Origin of the sequence: Siminovitchia acidinfaciens (genome assembly GCF_003605385.1) — a bacterium.
In the GTDB taxonomy this organism is placed as follows: domain Bacteria; phylum Bacillota; class Bacilli; order Bacillales; family Bacillaceae_C; genus Siminovitchia; species Siminovitchia acidinfaciens.
In genome coordinates, this window is sequence record NZ_QYTV02000001.1 from 32,169 (window position 1) to 46,785 (window position 14,617).

12 protein-coding genes are annotated in these 14,617 nt (G+C 42.8%); 4 read left to right on the forward strand and 8 right to left on the reverse strand.

The window, feature by feature from the left end; translation table 11 throughout:
- Positions 1 to 93 precede the first annotated feature (93 nt).
- The 5 genes from D4T97_RS00140 to potA all read right to left on the reverse strand — a co-directional run bounded on the left by D4T97_RS00140 (position 94) and on the right by potA (position 5,590).
- A complete protein-coding gene (locus D4T97_RS00140) occupies positions 94 to 1,170 on the reverse strand; it encodes an ABC transporter substrate-binding protein (protein ID WP_126046498.1) in 1,077 nt (358 codons plus the stop codon).
- A 465-nt stretch (positions 1,171 to 1,635) separates the two neighbouring features.
- Complete coding sequence (locus tag D4T97_RS00145) at positions 1,636 to 2,733, reverse strand: polyamine ABC transporter substrate-binding protein (protein WP_126046500.1); 1,098 nt, start codon at positions 2,731 to 2,733, stop codon at positions 1,636 to 1,638.
- A 98-nt stretch (positions 2,734 to 2,831) separates the two neighbouring features.
- Positions 2,832 to 3,605, reverse strand: a complete 774-nt coding sequence (gene potC / locus D4T97_RS00150; protein ID WP_126046502.1) for a spermidine/putrescine ABC transporter permease PotC — start codon at positions 3,603 to 3,605, stop codon at positions 2,832 to 2,834.
- A complete protein-coding gene (locus tag D4T97_RS00155) occupies positions 3,606 to 4,439 on the reverse strand; it encodes an ABC transporter permease (RefSeq protein WP_126047953.1) in 834 nt (277 codons plus the stop codon).
- An 80-nt stretch (positions 4,440 to 4,519) separates the two neighbouring features.
- Positions 4,520 to 5,590, reverse strand: a complete 1,071-nt coding sequence (gene potA / locus D4T97_RS00160) for a spermidine/putrescine ABC transporter ATP-binding protein PotA (protein ID WP_126046504.1) — start codon at positions 5,588 to 5,590, stop codon at positions 4,520 to 4,522.
- A gap of 372 nt (positions 5,591 to 5,962) precedes the next feature.
- Between potA and D4T97_RS00165 the strand changes: the two genes are divergently transcribed.
- The 4 genes from D4T97_RS00165 to D4T97_RS00180 all read left to right on the forward strand — a co-directional run bounded on the left by D4T97_RS00165 (position 5,963) and on the right by D4T97_RS00180 (position 11,998).
- Complete coding sequence (locus tag D4T97_RS00165) at positions 5,963 to 8,098, forward strand: sigma 54-interacting transcriptional regulator (protein ID WP_126046506.1); 2,136 nt, start codon at positions 5,963 to 5,965, stop codon at positions 8,096 to 8,098.
- A gap of 260 nt (positions 8,099 to 8,358) precedes the next feature.
- On the forward strand, positions 8,359 to 9,783 hold the full coding sequence (locus D4T97_RS00170; RefSeq protein ID WP_126046508.1) for an NAD-dependent succinate-semialdehyde dehydrogenase: 1,425 nt from the start codon (positions 8,359 to 8,361) through the stop codon (positions 9,781 to 9,783).
- 66 nt (positions 9,784 to 9,849) lie between these two features.
- Entirely contained in the window at positions 9,850 to 10,497 is a 648-nt protein-coding gene (locus D4T97_RS00175; protein WP_126046509.1) for a GNAT family N-acetyltransferase, read from the forward strand.
- 142 nt (positions 10,498 to 10,639) lie between these two features.
- Complete coding sequence (locus tag D4T97_RS00180) at positions 10,640 to 11,998, forward strand: APC family permease (protein ID WP_126046511.1); 1,359 nt, start codon at positions 10,640 to 10,642, stop codon at positions 11,996 to 11,998.
- Between the two features lie 107 nt (positions 11,999 to 12,105).
- On the opposite strand, the gene D4T97_RS00185 is transcribed toward D4T97_RS00180, so the two are convergent.
- The 3 genes from D4T97_RS00185 to D4T97_RS00195 all read right to left on the reverse strand — a co-directional run bounded on the left by D4T97_RS00185 (position 12,106) and on the right by D4T97_RS00195 (position 14,233).
- Positions 12,106 to 12,648, reverse strand: coding sequence for a chromate transporter (locus tag D4T97_RS00185; RefSeq protein WP_126047955.1), 543 nt, complete (start codon positions 12,646 to 12,648; stop codon positions 12,106 to 12,108).
- A complete protein-coding gene (locus D4T97_RS00190) occupies positions 12,648 to 13,259 on the reverse strand; it encodes a chromate transporter (protein WP_126046513.1) in 612 nt (203 codons plus the stop codon). Before D4T97_RS00190 ends, D4T97_RS00185 begins: the two co-directional genes overlap by 1 nt.
- A gap of 482 nt (positions 13,260 to 13,741) precedes the next feature.
- Positions 13,742 to 14,233 (reverse strand): Lrp/AsnC family transcriptional regulator, encoded by a 492-nt coding sequence (locus D4T97_RS00195; protein ID WP_126046515.1) that lies wholly within the window; start codon positions 14,231 to 14,233, stop codon positions 13,742 to 13,744.
- Positions 14,234 to 14,617 lie beyond the last annotated feature (384 nt).

A 14,617-nucleotide genomic window follows, 5' to 3' on the forward strand; every position in this document is an offset into this window, starting at 1 on the left:
AATAGCGCAATAGAATGAGTATTTAGATGTTGTTGAATATTCATATAATTTAATACAAAAACATAGAGGAGTCAAGCTCCTCTATGAGACAGGCTATTGAGAGCCTTTTGCTTCCGACCATACGCGGTCGTATAACTGGATTGCTTCACCGATATCCTGGATATACTCCAGACGGCTCATTTCTTCCTCAGGCGGATAGATTGCGATATTATTAAGGATTTCTTCATCAATCAACTTACGTGCCTCTTTGTTTGGATTGATGTATGGCTGGTGTTCAGCAATCTCTGCACTGATATCAGGCTCTAAAATAAAGTTGATAAACTTCTCTGCTAGTTCCTTATTTTTGGCATCCTTTGGTATAACCCAATTGTCCATTGTAATAAGGAGGCCTTCTTTAGGTATAATAGTCTCAAAGTTTGCTCCTTCTCTTTGAGCCAAGGCTATTTCAGGCCCCCAAACGAGTCCCCCGGAAGCTTCGCCATTAACCATCATCTGCTTCGGGCTATCGCTATCAAACGCTTTAATATTTGGAAGGAGCTCAACCATTTTCTCCTTAGCTTCTTCGAGATGTTTCGGATCTGTATCATTTGCACTATATCCTAGAGATTTAAGAATCATCCCGATGATCATCCGCTGGTCATCCAGGACAACCAATTTATTTTTCAGCTTCGGATTCCATAGGTCAGTATAGCTTTTTATTTCAGAAACGTCGACGCCGATTGTATCAGGATTGACGCCGAGAGATAATGTATTTCCCATAAATGGCACGGAATATTTATTCCCCGGATCGAATTCCTGATCAATATAGTCATCTATCAGGTTTTCGAAATTTGGAATGTTCGATACATCTATCGGCTCAATCATATCGCGTTCAACCATAGATGGAACGATATAATCGCTTGCCATCGTCAGGTCATAGACACCGCCGCCTGCCGCGACCTTTGCCAGCATTTCCTCATTGGATGAAAACATGCTGTAATTCACTTTTACACCATATTCCTCTTCAAACTTTTTAATGGTTACCTCAGGGATGTACTCTGTCCAGTTAAAAACATTCAGCTCTTTTGATTCTTTTCCACCAGATGTACTTGATCCGCAGCCTGATAAAAAAATGCTTGCTAACAGGATGGTGATGGTCATGGCTACGATTTTATTGCCGATTTTCTTCATAAAGTGCCTCCTTGTCCAATTGAGTTAATTTATTTTATAAGCGCTTACAAATTCTTTCGCTGTTCAGCTTCGTCGCCTAGCCCAGAAGATTCAGGGAGAATGTGCTCCTGCGCTATAGCGTATTCCGGGAAGGGTTGTTCATCTTGTCGCAAAGCTGCACGAAACACATTCAAAGAAGTTCCACTTGATGTGATTGAATACAGCTGCTCCGCGGCAGGGGGCTAGAGGTCGCTTCAAAAAAACATTGAAGGCAGGGCGCCTTCACCGTTTTTTTCTCCAGCGCTTGTCGGGGCTAATCAGGCGCCTCTGCTTTTCATTGTCTAGCTCCGGGCTCCAGCGACTAGCAGACTTCGCGCCTCCTCCTACGATAAGTCAACATCGGCTCGCCTTGGCTTCGCCGTGTTTCCTTTATCTCGTCGGAGTCACTCCAGTCTGTACGTCGCTAAACGTCGCCCTCCGCTTTTCTTACTGCTTTATCTCCGACCACGCTCTGTCGTATTCAAGAATGGCATCTTCAATATCTCTGAAAACTTCGCTTTTCTTTAAAAACTCCTCGTTTGAATAAACAGCAGGATGGGACATGACATCTTCATCAATCAGTTCATGGGCAGCTTTGTTTGGATTGGCGTAAGGGAAATCCTCGATAATTTGTGCACTGATCTCAGGCTTTAAAATAAAATCGATGAAAGCTTCCGCATTCTTTTTGTTCGGAGCTCCGGCAGGTATGACGAAGTTGTCAAACCAAATATTTGAACCCTCATCAGGAAGAACAGTTTGAATTGAAGGGTTTTCTTTTTCAGCCAGGTAGGCCTCCGCACCCCAGACAATTCCTGCTTTGGCTTCTCCGTTAATCAGCATTGTTTTTGGGCTGTCACTATCATATGCCTTAATATTTGGAAGAAGATCAATCAATAGATCCTTCGATTTCTGGATGACTTTTGAATCTGTAGAGTTCATCGACTCGCCTTGAAGTTTATTGCCGACACCAATCAGAACTCTCTGGTCATCAAGTACAACAAGGGAGTTTTTAAACTCGGTATCCCATAAGTCTTCAAAGCTGGTAACATCCTTCTTTACGGTATCTTTATTGATGGCGATCACTACATTTCCCCACATATAAGGGATGGAATAGTCATTGTCGGGATCGAATTCCAGATTCAAAAATTCAGGGTCAAGGTTATCAATATTAGCAAGGTTCTCCTTATCCACCTTTTCAAGCAGATTTTGTTTCCTCATGATTTCAACCATGTAATCACTTGCTACCGAAATGTCGTAACCTGCTGCACCAGCACTAATTTTGGCCAGCATCTCTTCGTTTGATGAGTAAACATTGTAATTAACTTTGATTCCAGTTTCCTCCTCAAACTGTTTGAGGATCGTGTCAGGCATGTATTCAGACCAGATAAAGAGGTTCAACTCACCTGAAAGCTCTCCATCCCCGCCGTCTTTTGATCCATCATCATCTCCGGATGTGCTACTTCCACAACCGGTCATGATAGTGCCGACAATCAATGTCAAAACCAAAAAGATGACATATTTGCCGGTTCCCTTTAAAAAGTTCACAATATTTTCCCCCTTTGTATTTTTTAAAAAATTCTCGTGATGTAATAGCCGATACTGTAAATAGTATCGGCTATTACTTTATTATTCGGCTGTTTTGCTTATTTGTTTAGTCTGAGTTGCGCGAATACTGCAATTGAAAGTGTAATTAAGAGCATCAATGTAGATAGTGCGTTGATTTCAGGCGATACCCCGAACTTCACCATCGAGAAGATCTTCAAAGGCAAAGTGGTGCTGCTTGGTCCGGCGACGAAAAAGCTGATGATGACATCGTCAATTGAAAGGGTGAAGGATAAAAGCGCACCAGCCATGATACCCGGGCCAATGATGGGCAGCGTCACTTTTGTAAACGTGTGCCACTCGTTTGCCCCTAGGTCCCTTGCAGCTTCTTCCATTGAAGGATCAAAGCCCTCCAGCCTCGCCCTGACAATCACGACGACAAATGGTATACAGAAAGTGATGTGTGCGATTACTAGCGTCATGATTCCTAATGGGACATTGGCCAACGCGAAGAAGGCAAGCAATGAAATCCCCATAACAATTTCCGGAATGACGATCGGCAAGTACAACATACCATCCAAAGCTGTCTTACCGCGAAAATGGTAGCGGTACATGCCAACAGCGGCAATCGTACCGATCATTGTAGCGACAATCGTTGATACGAATGCGACCGTCAAACTGTTTTTAGCTGCTGCCAGGATGTCGCTGTTTTGCATCAGCTTTCCGTACCATTCAAAAGTAAAACCGGTCCAGACAGCGTTCAGTCTGGATTTATTAAAGGAAAATACGATTAAGATGATGATTGGAAAATACAAAAAGCCATAAATGAACAATGCGTACAGAATCGATGGCAAGCTTTTAAAACGAAAATTCATTTACAGCACCTCGATTCCTTTTTTGTTTCCGCCGACTCTCAAATAAATCAAAATGAAAATCAATGTAAGAATCATTAAGATCATGGATGCAGCGGATCCGAACGGCCAATCTCTTGCTGTTAGGAACTGGTTTTTAATCAGGTTTCCGATTAATAGGGATTTTGACCCTCCCATTAAATCGGGGATAAAGAACAGTCCGAGTGTAGGGATGAACGTTAACAGGGCTCCGGCAACAACTCCAGGCATTGTGAGCGGCAATGTAACTTTTGTAAACGTTTGCCAAGGCTTTGCCCCTAAATCACTGGATGCCTCCAGTAGTGACCTATCCAATTGCTCAATGGAAGCATACAGAGGCAATATCATAAATGGCAGTAGAGTATAAGTTAACCCGACCATGACAGCCCCGTGGTTATAAAGCATAGCAAGCGGCTCAGAGATAATGCCGAATTTCATTAGAACAATATTAATTACTCCTTCTGTACGCAAAAGGACGATCCAAGCATAGGTTCTGACAAGTGAATTGGTCCAAAACGGCACAATTACCAGCATTAACAAAAAGCTTCGGTATTTCTTAGGCGCCCTGGCTATGATGTACGCAAAAGGATAGCCAAAGACTAAGCATAAAGCCGTCGTAAATCCGGCGATTACCAGTGAATCCCATAAAATTTTCAAATAAAGGGGATCAAAGAAACGAGTATAGTTTTCTAATGTAAATGTATACTCCACTCCGCCATAGAGGCCTCTTGTTGCAAAACTGATGAACAAGATGAACAGAAGAGGAAAAACAAAAAATAGAACTAACCAAAATGTAACCGGGGAAAGCGTCCATGCCATTCCGAATAACCGGCCGCTGTTACGCTTCCTCCTTTTGGAAACTGCAGGCGTTTTATCCGCTTGTGCAACGTTCGTTTCCATCATGCAATGACCACCGCCTTATCAGGTTCCCAATTGACATACACATCTTGATCAACAGCAAACGAATGAGCGACTTCAGGTGTTTCGTTCACAGTGACTTCATATCCGCCTGGGAGAGAGACGACTGTTTTGATGATGGATCCGACATAAATATGTTCGACCACTTTTCCAGGAATAGCAAAGCTGGCTCCATTCCTTTCTTCGTGCAGATGTACTCTCTCGGGACGAATTGCCATTGAAACTTCCTCATCCAATGAAACCGGATTTGTCGGGACAATAGGGATTTTGTGGCCGGATAGATCGAAATAAGCATGTTGTTCATCCAATTCCACTACTTTTCCTTCGAACAAGTTTGTCTCACCGATAAAATCTGCAACGAAACGTGAAGCAGGGCGTTCGTAAATCTCATCCGGCGTGCCGAGCTGTTCAATGATTCCGCCGTTCATGACAGCAATCCGGTCAGACATAGTAAGCGCTTCCTCCTGGTCATGAGTTACATATATAAAGGTGATGCCCAGCTGCTGCTGCAAGTGCTTCAATTCCACCTGCATCTGGCGGCGGAGTTTCAAGTCAAGAGCTCCTAAAGGCTCATCAAGAAGCAGTACCTTCGGGCTGTTGACCAAGGCGCGGGCGATGGCGACACGCTGTTTCTGGCCACCACTGAGCTGATCAGGCTTACGTTCGGCAAAACTTTCAAGCTGAACAAGTTGAAGCGCTTCCATAACGCGCCGCTTAATATCTTCTTTGCCCACTTTTTTCATCTTAAGACCAAAAGCGACGTTATCGTACACATTCATATGAGGAAATAAGGCATAGCTTTGAAACACCGTGTTGACATCTCTTTTATGCGGCGGGATATTGCTGACTTCTTTTCCGTCTATAATGACTTCTCCGTCAGTCGGCTGCTCAAATCCGGCGATCATGCGAAGTGTTGTGGTTTTTCCACATCCGGACGGCCCCAAAAGGGTGAGAAACTCTCCTGCATTAATATCCATATCAATATTTTTTACCACAACGTTGTCATCGAAGCTTTTGACGACATTGTTCAATTTAACCATTAGTTCACTCAAATCAATACCACTCCTTTAGTCTTGGTTGCTGCCTCTAGTTAAGTCTGAATATTATGTTTCGACGAAACTTATTTAATATTAATGCAAGTTATGTGCCAAAAGTTTTATGCCTATTCTATTAATAAGTAAAGTGAAAATCTTATGAAAAAGGGAAAGTTCTATGTCGTTTCGCATAAATTATTCAAATTGGAATAAGAGGACGAATGATTGAGTTGGATTTTCATCACTATTAAATTAAGTAAAATTATGCAAATTCAACATCAACAATTCATTTTTGAATAAAAAATGAAGAAATACATAGCTCAATGAAAGTTCTCTGGTATAATGATAGATATAGACAAGAACTGACAAAAGCAGGAGGGGGAGAATGGTGTGTTTTTAATATCGAAAGATATTATTCAATCGATAGTCAAGCTTTCTGTGGATAAACCTCAGCAAGAGTGGCGGGCTCTTTTGTCTGATAAAAAAAATCGGTTTATCTTTTTGGAAGAAGACGGAGAGGTTACTTCTTATATTCATCTCAAGGATCTTCCTGTAAGTGAGCGTGAGGAAGGAAAGCTGGAGCTTCAACAAATCAGGCAATACGCGCTTCCAATTACTGAGCTGAAGACGCTGTCTGAAAATCTGTCTTTTTCTTCTATCTTCCAAGTGCTTGGTAAAGAATTGTCTTTGATTAAAAATGAAAGCGATTCAATTACAGGGTACGTCTTGCGCGAAGATTTGATTGTTGAGCTTTTTAAGCAGGAAAATGAAGGTACAAACGTATTGAAAGTACTGCTTATGTCCATCCCGATGGGTATTTTCATCGTCGACAATCATGGGGTGATCGTTGACTGTAATGAATCAGCGCTGGAAATGACACGTTATCAAATCGGGCAAGTTCTGAACTATCCTGCAGAAGCGATATTCGACCCTTTTCATCTGGAACATGTCTTTCAGACGGGTGAAACCGTTTTAAATCAGATACAAGTGACGAACGAATCGGGTGTTCTGGTTGATTACAGCCCGGTTGTCAATGATGAAAAAAACGTAGAAGGCGTCATTATTATTGTACAGGATTTGCCGATGGTCGAACAGATGGCCATGGAGCTTGAATCTGTCAAAAACCTGAACAAGGACCTGAATGCAATCTTATCAAGTATTTATGACGAAATACTCGTGGTAAATCGTAAGGGTGAGTTGATCAGATACAGTGAAAATGCCATTCCTGAGTTTTGGGGTGTCGATTTAAAAGAGTTGGTTGGACAAAACATCATTGAACTCGAAAAGCAGGGGTTGTTCATGCCTTCTGTAACGCGGCTTGTCATAGAGAAAAAGAAAAAGGTTTCCGTAGTCCAAGAAACGCCGGGTGGCAAAAAGGTTTTGGCTGTCGGAAATCCGGTATTGGATGAAAACGGCGAGATTGATAGGATTATCGTGGCTTCAAGGGACATTACAGAAGCGACGCGCCTTCGTGATGAGCTCCGCGAAATGAAGAAGATTTCCGCGCAATACAAGCAAGAGCTCGATGAGATGAAAATGCAGGAAAAGTTAAGCCGGAAGCTGATTTATCGCAGTCAGAAGATGGAGGATATTGTATCCCAGGTTCATAAGGTGGCAAAGTTTTCGTCCACTGTTCTTATCCAGGGGGAATCGGGTGTCGGAAAAGAAGTGATTGCCCATGCCATTCATCAGTTGGGAGGGCGTAAAGACCAACCGTTTTTGAAGGTGAACTGTGGGGCTATTCCTGAAGCGCTGTTGGAGAGTGAGCTTTTCGGTTATGTGAAGGGGGCCTTCACAGGGGCAGACCCAGGAGGTAAGGATGGTTATTTCAAACAGGCTGATCAAGGAGTGCTTTTCCTTGACGAGATTGGTGAATTGCCGCTCAGGCTCCAGGTCAAGCTCCTCCGCGTCTTGCAGGAAAGGGAGGTTGCGCCTGTCGGAAGTACGCAAACTTTTTCCGTCGATGTCCAAATTATTGCTGCGACTAACACGAATCTGAGGGAAATGGTAGCGAATGGGGAGTTTCGCGAGGATCTGTTTTACAGGTTGAATGTCATTCCTATTCACGTTCCGCCTTTGAGGGAAAGGCATGAGGATATTCCGCTCATTGCTTTCCATTTTTTAAAGCAGTTTAATGAACAGCATGGCAGCAGTTATCACTTGACGCCTGACGCTCTTAATCTGTTAGAGGCGTATACATGGCCTGGGAATATTCGGGAATTGCAGAATATTGTCGAGCGCCTCATTGTAACTGCTGATGATGAAATGATTGACGCCATTGTGGTTGGGCAAGTGCTTAAATTGAATGAGCCGATGACAAAAGTAAAACCGATCATCACGAACATTATGCCGTTGCAGGAAGCTTTTGAAGCTGTGGAAGAACAGTTGATCACACAGGCGATGCATTTGTATAAGACAACGACAAGAGCTGCCACTGCATTGGGAATCAGTCAGTCTTCCGTAAGCAGGAAATACCAAAAAATTGTTAGCCGGAAGCAGGAGAAAGAGGATATAGGTATTCGTTGATTCCGGATAAATTATCTAATAACGCAAACTATTATGCATTGATGAATAATGCTATTGCATTAAGAATAGTTTCTTGATAGAATGAAAGGGCTTAACCTATTTAATAAATAAATGCGCTCTATTATGACGGCGTTTTCAAAATGACCGACACTCTTTGTGGGGTTGGCATGGTAATTGCATAATGTTTGGGTGATTGGCACCAAGAATTAACTTTTTCATTAGCTGAAACAAACTATAAATGAGTTGAAGGGGGATTTTCCATGTATTACATCAACGGAGAGTGGCACGAATCTGATCAGAAAGAGCAAATCACGAACCCGGCGACGCTGGAAGTGATTGATACTATTTCAGTCTGTGGGGCTGAAGAAACAAAAGTGGCGATTGCGGCTGCTAAAGAAGCTTTTAAATCGTGGAAAAAAACAACAGGTGATCAAAGAAGCGCTTATCTTTCCAAAACTGTCAAGCTGATGAAGGCAAGAGTGGACGAGCTTGCACAGATTATCACACTGGAAAATGGTAAACCGCTTCCGGATGCAAAAAGAGAAGTACTCGGCGCAATCAGCTATCTCGACTGGTATGCAGAAGAAGCTAAAAGAATTTACGGTGAAGTGCTTCCTGCTTCCCATAAAGACAAAAGCCTGATGGTCATCAAACAGCCGGTTGGAGTTTGTGGAGCTATCACACCATGGAACTTCCCGCTTTCAATGATTACAAGAAAGCTCGCTCCTGCACTTGCGGCAGGCTGTACAGTTGTTCTAAAACCTGCTATGGAAACACCGCTTTCTGCAATTAAAGTGTTCGAGTGCTTCCATGAAGCTGGACTTCCAAAAGGTGTTGTGAACCTTGTGATCGGACCTGATGCTGAAGGAATCGGAAAAGAATTGACTTCAAGCACAGATGTCCGCAAGCTTACTTTTACAGGATCAACATTTGTCGGTAAAAAGCTGGTTCGTGACTCAGCGGATACTATGAAAAAAGTATCGATGGAATTGGGTGGACATGCCCCTTACATCGTATTCGAGGATGCAGATATCGATCTTGCTGTTGAAGGTGTCATGCTTTCCAAGTTCAAAAACTCCGGACAAACGTGCATCAGTACGAACCGTGTGTATGCTCATAAGAGCATCGCTGAAGAATTTGCAGAAAAACTTGCCAAGCGCACTGCTGAGCTGAAAATCGGTGACGGATTGGAAGAAGGAACGGATGTAGGCCCGTTAATTAACAAAAAGTCACTTGATAAAATGAAAGAGCAAGTGGAAGACGCTGTTAAGAACAATGCAAAAGTTGTAACTGGCGGTAATGTGTATGACTATGAGGACGGTGACGGTTATTTCTTCGAACCTACGGTCATCTTGAATGCAACAGATGATATGGTAATCGCATCAGAAGAAACTTTCGGACCGATTGCACCAGTATTTACATTCGAAAGTGAAGAAGAAATAGTTGAAAAAGCAAATAATACATTATACGGACTTGCGGCATACTGCTATACGAAAAACCTTGGCCGCGGCTTGAGAATGATGAAAGAACTCGAGTTTGGAATCATCGGAATCAATGATCCAGCTCCGATCGTCATCCAAGCTCCATTCGGTGGAATCAAAGAAAGTGGAATGGGCAAAGAAGGCGGTAAGTTCGGATTGGAAGAGTATCTGGAAGAGAAATTCGTATCTATTTACGAAAACTGATAATGAGGGGATTGTGTGTAAAAGAAATTTTACGCACAATCCCAATAATAAAGGAGGGGCTGTCTAATGGGAACACAATTTGAAAGGGCTTTAAATTCAGCAGGAGCAAGATTAATGACATTAGATGACATTTATAAAGTAAACGAGATGGCAGCCATCGGATTTGGAGATCCGGAAATTCCATTTAAGCCAGAGCATTTGGCCAGTCAGATTGAAATTTTTCCTGAAGGTCAAGTAGTCATAGAACACGAGGATGGAAATATCGTAGGTTCTTGTTCCAGCATTATCGTTAATTTTGAAGATTACGGTGTAAGCCACAACTTCGATGACATTTCGGACAATGGTTATATTAGAAACCATAATCCCAAAGGCAAAAACCTTTATGGAACAGAAGTTGTTGTTCACCCTGAATACAGAGGTTTAAAAATAGGGAAACGTCTATACCAAGCTAGAAGAGCAATCACTCAAGCATTCAATTTGGAAAGCATCCTTTTTGGAGGGCGTATTCCAAACTATCATAAACACGCAGATGAATTAACTCCAGAGCAATATGCAGCGAAGGTTGTCAGTGGAGAAATCTACGACCCAGTTATGTCATTCCAATTGAAGAATGGATTTGAATTCCGGGCGATTATGCCGAATTATTTGCCACAAGATGCAGAGTCTTTGAAATATGCAGCTTTAATGGAGTGGAAAAATCCGGATTACAGGTGATGTAACCGCTTAATAAAAATGATAGATTGATATTTTCGGAGGGCTATAGCAGTCATCCGAAAATATCGCATTTACTTCAAGTGGTGCTTTAGAATCGGGTAAAACAAACTAGGAAATTCACAAAGAACGAGGAGGCTGTTACATGGGGACAAACACATCATTGAAAAGGTCACTAGGGTTATGGGCAATTGTCGCTTTAGGTTTGGGTTACATGACACCTACGGTTGTATTCGACACTTTTGGAATCGTTTCCAAACAAACAGGCGGGCTTGTCCCCTTGGCTTACGTTGTCGGTTTAATTGTTATGCTTTTTACAGCATTTAGTTATGGAAAAATGGTAAAAGTATTTCCGAGTGCTGGTTCTGCTTACACATATACACGTGAGACGATGGGACCGCGTCTAGGATTCCTGGTCGGCTGGGCGTCATTGCTCGACTATTTGCTACTTCCACTTGTAAACGCAGTCATTATCCGTTTGTATATGGAATCTTTATTCCCTGATGCATCCGCCTGGATATGGGTAGTTGTCTATGTCGCTTTTGTAACAGCCATCAACGCGTTCAGTATGAAGTCAACATCGGGGGTCAATATCATTTTGGTTGTTTTCACAATGGCTCTGATGGCAGCTTTCGTCGTATTGGGAGCTATCCAGCTTTATAAGGGAATGGGAACGGGAACCCTGTTGACCATACAGCCAATGTTCCAAGAGAATATGCATATCACCGCAGTTTTAACTGGAGCAACCATTGTATGTTTCTCATTCATCGGTTTTGATGCGATTACCATGTACACGGAAGAGGCGAAAGACATCAATTTGATGCCAAAAGCAATCGCTCTCACTGTTCTTATTGGGGGAGCAGTATTCTTTGTCGGTGCATACTTTGCACAAACATTATTCCCTGATGTTTCAGTGTTCAATGTCGTGGATGACACGCTTCCTGAAATTGCATTGTATGTCGGCGGTGTCGTCTTCCAATTGATCTTCCTAGCCGGAGCATTTGCAGCAACCATTGCATCCGGACTGGCTTCACACTCCAGTGTTTCCAGATTGCTGTTCGTTATGGGAAGAAATGGCGTCCTGCCCAAAAAGCTTTTTGGGTATGTCCACCCAAAATTCAGAACGCCAACTTTTAACGTCATTTTTGTAGGTCTTGTCAGCTTGTTTGCAATGGGGCCAAGCCTTGAGTTGATAGCTGCTGTAATTAATTTCGGTGCTTTGATAGCGTTTACTTTCGTTAACTTATCCGTTATCGCATATTTTGTCTTTAAAAAGAAACAATATCAAACTCCGAAACAAGTATTTTCGTACATTGTCATGCCGACAATTGGTGCAGCTTTGACAGGCGTCCTATGGGCCCACCTTCATGCAGATGCATTTATTGGAGGTATTGTCTGGGTGGCCGTTGGGATCATCTATATGATTATCATGTCCAAAGTCTTCAAGAGAGACATAACGGATCTTGGTGTGGATGAGGCCGATAATGAGAGGCTAATTGGATAGTTTTTATTTGGAAGCAGCCGGGGGCTGCTTCCTTAATTTATGTTCACCTGCTATTTGATTGAATAAGAAAATGCCTTTTCCAAAAATTGCGGAAAGGCATTTTTTTGCTAAGCCATCAGATATGGCAATACGACTCCTCCATAAACAAACGCGGCAACAATCATGATGGCCGGGTGGATTTTCCACCAAATAATTGCGACCAATGATATGGCGCCGATAAAAATAGATTGCCAGATGCCGATGGAATCGAAGGAAACAGAGCTGAATTGCCATGTCAGCTGAATCATCATCACGGCAATTACTGGTTGCACCAGCATCGTCATTCCCTTAACGACAGGTGACTGTTTAAAATGATTCAATATTTTCAGCAATATGATAATGGCGATGGCTGAGGGAGCTACTGTTCCGATTGTTGCGACGATGAGCCCGAGCCAGCCGGCTTCTTGATAGCCCGCGAATGCAGCGATTTTCGTTGCAATTGGACCGGGGAGGGCATTGGCTACGGCTAACATATCGACGAACTCCGTATTCGTCATCCAGCCGTAATGGTCCACTATTTGCTGCTGCGTTAACGGTATGGTTGCCGGCCCGCCGCCGTAGCCCAATATATTGGCGACAAAAAAGGCCCAGAATAAATCCCAATAAATCATCATGACGACATACCCCCGCTATTTTCCCCCATGCTTTCCTTCTTGCCCCATTTCTGTTTAGCCCATTCAAACACTTTGATATGGACAGTGCCATATGCAAGAAAGGCAATAATGACGATAGCCGGATGCACGTCTAATACGCCAAGAAGCAAGAAGGCGATGAGTCCAAAACCAACGCCAATCACCTTTCCGAGTCCGCCCCAAGTTTTTGCGCAAAATTCATAAGCTGTGATTCCGAGCAGCACAGCAACGACCGGCCTTACGGCTGCAATCATTCCGGCTACAATGACTGATTCTTTCATGGCATATAGGGCTCCGAGTAAACCAACAATCGCAATTGTTGTCGGTAAAATGTGTGATAGGATGGCCACTACCGCCCCCGCAGCTCCTTTTTGTTGATAGCCGAGCTGTGCAGCCATTTTGGTGGCGATCGGTCCCGGCAAAGCGTTGGCAAAAGCCAGTAGCTCGCCGAATTCTTTATCATTCATCCACTGAAAACGGGTGACCGCTTCATGCCGGAACAGAGGAATGACGGAAGGTCCTCCTCCATAGCCGAATATCCCAACCCTTAACATGGCGCCTGAAATCGCCATGTATCCTTTGAGGTCCATTTCCAATCCCTCCTAAATTATAGTCCTAACTTTAAAAAAGACAGTGAAAACAATGATTTAATATTTAATAATTTACCTTGAGACACGGCCTTCCTAATGACGCAGCGAACCCTTAATCATGCCCCTGTCTGCCATTTTTTCGCCGATACGGGTATGGCCAGCAGTTTTCGGGCATGTTCTTCGACCAAAGATGTCCGATTTTAACGAAGAGAGCGTTTTTCGGGCACGATCCTCGACCAAAGGTTCCCGCTTTTAACGAAGAGAGCGTTTTTTGGGCAAGTCCTTCGATCAAAGGTTCCCGTTTTTAACGAAGAGAGCGTTTTTCGGGCAAGTTCTACAGCTTCGACGCACAAGGTGTGACGGCTTGAGGCGGCGAGCACCTAGCCAAGCAAGGGTCAAGCTGCTTCCCTGTTCGCTTAAGCTGCCTTCTCGGGAATCGTCCTGTTTGTCCACGCTGCCCGAGGTGCTCGCTTGCGCTTTTCTTAAAGTTTAAGTCCCATCCTGCTTTTATATCGCTTTAAAAGCATTTGGGTATCCACGCGCATGATTCCCTTAGTTGAATACAGTGTTTCAAGCAAAAAGTCTTCCATTTCCTTCATGTTTTTAAAGACGCCATGCATATGTAGGGTACTTGGCCCAGTCATATGGTAGAGACTTGTGACTGCAGGATGCAAAGCGAGCTTTTCGGCAATTTCATCTAAAAATTTCGGTTCAACATCCACATTGAAAAAAGCTGATACCTGAATTCCTACTTTAATCGGGTTGACTACAGCCGTAAAACGTTCAATGACCCCATCTTCGATCAATGATTGAATGCGGGCCTGGACTGCTACTCTGGAAAGACCGATTTCTTTGGCAAGATCGGTGTAAGAAATCCGTGCATTTTCCAGCAAAATTTCAATAATCCTCTTGTCCGTTTCATTCAATTTCATGGCTGGCATATTGTTTGAGTCAAAATCATCCTTGATTTTCATTTTTTCACGTTCCTTTGTTTCGTTTAATGCGTATCAAATAGTTTGTATAAATTGATAATATCTTTCGTTGTGAACAACTATAATCTAATTGACATTCAAAATCAATGAAAATAGATTAATTTAATTTCGAAAGAAAATGCTTGGTGTGGTGTATGTCTTTGCGGACGCAATGAAATATCTCGTATTCTCATCAACAACAAAATGAAAGGGGATTATAGAATTTGGTTATTTAATGAAGGTTATTAAAGTAATTTATGTTCACTTTGTTCGTCTGCATATTGACAATATTTTTTAAATTGCTTACGATAAAATGGAATCCGGCTTATTTTAAGCGGCTTTTTGGAAGCGCTTTGAAAATAGTAACCTAATCATTCTATATAGAGG

Coding starts and splice junctions, on each gene's coding strand:
- D4T97_RS00140 (WP_126046498.1), bottom strand. CDS start 1,170: ATGAAGAAAATCGGCAATAAAATCGTAGCCATGACCATCACCATCCTG.
- potC (WP_126046502.1), bottom strand. CDS start 3,605: ATGAATTTTCGTTTTAAAAGCTTGCCATCGATTCTGTACGCATTGTTC.
- D4T97_RS00155 (WP_126047953.1), bottom strand. CDS start 4,439: ATGGCATGGACGCTTTCCCCGGTTACATTTTGGTTAGTTCTATTTTTT.
- D4T97_RS00170 (WP_126046508.1), top strand. CDS start 8,359: ATGTATTACATCAACGGAGAGTGGCACGAATCTGATCAGAAAGAGCAA.
- D4T97_RS00175 (WP_126046509.1), top strand. CDS start 9,850: ATGGGAACACAATTTGAAAGGGCTTTAAATTCAGCAGGAGCAAGATTA.
- D4T97_RS00180 (WP_126046511.1), top strand. CDS start 10,640: ATGGGGACAAACACATCATTGAAAAGGTCACTAGGGTTATGGGCAATT.
- D4T97_RS00185 (WP_126047955.1), bottom strand. CDS start 12,648: ATGATTTATTGGGATTTATTCTGGGCCTTTTTTGTCGCCAATATATTG.
- D4T97_RS00190 (WP_126046513.1), bottom strand. CDS start 13,259: ATGGACCTCAAAGGATACATGGCGATTTCAGGCGCCATGTTAAGGGTT.
- D4T97_RS00195 (WP_126046515.1), bottom strand. CDS start 14,233: ATGAAAATCAAGGATGATTTTGACTCAAACAATATGCCAGCCATGAAA.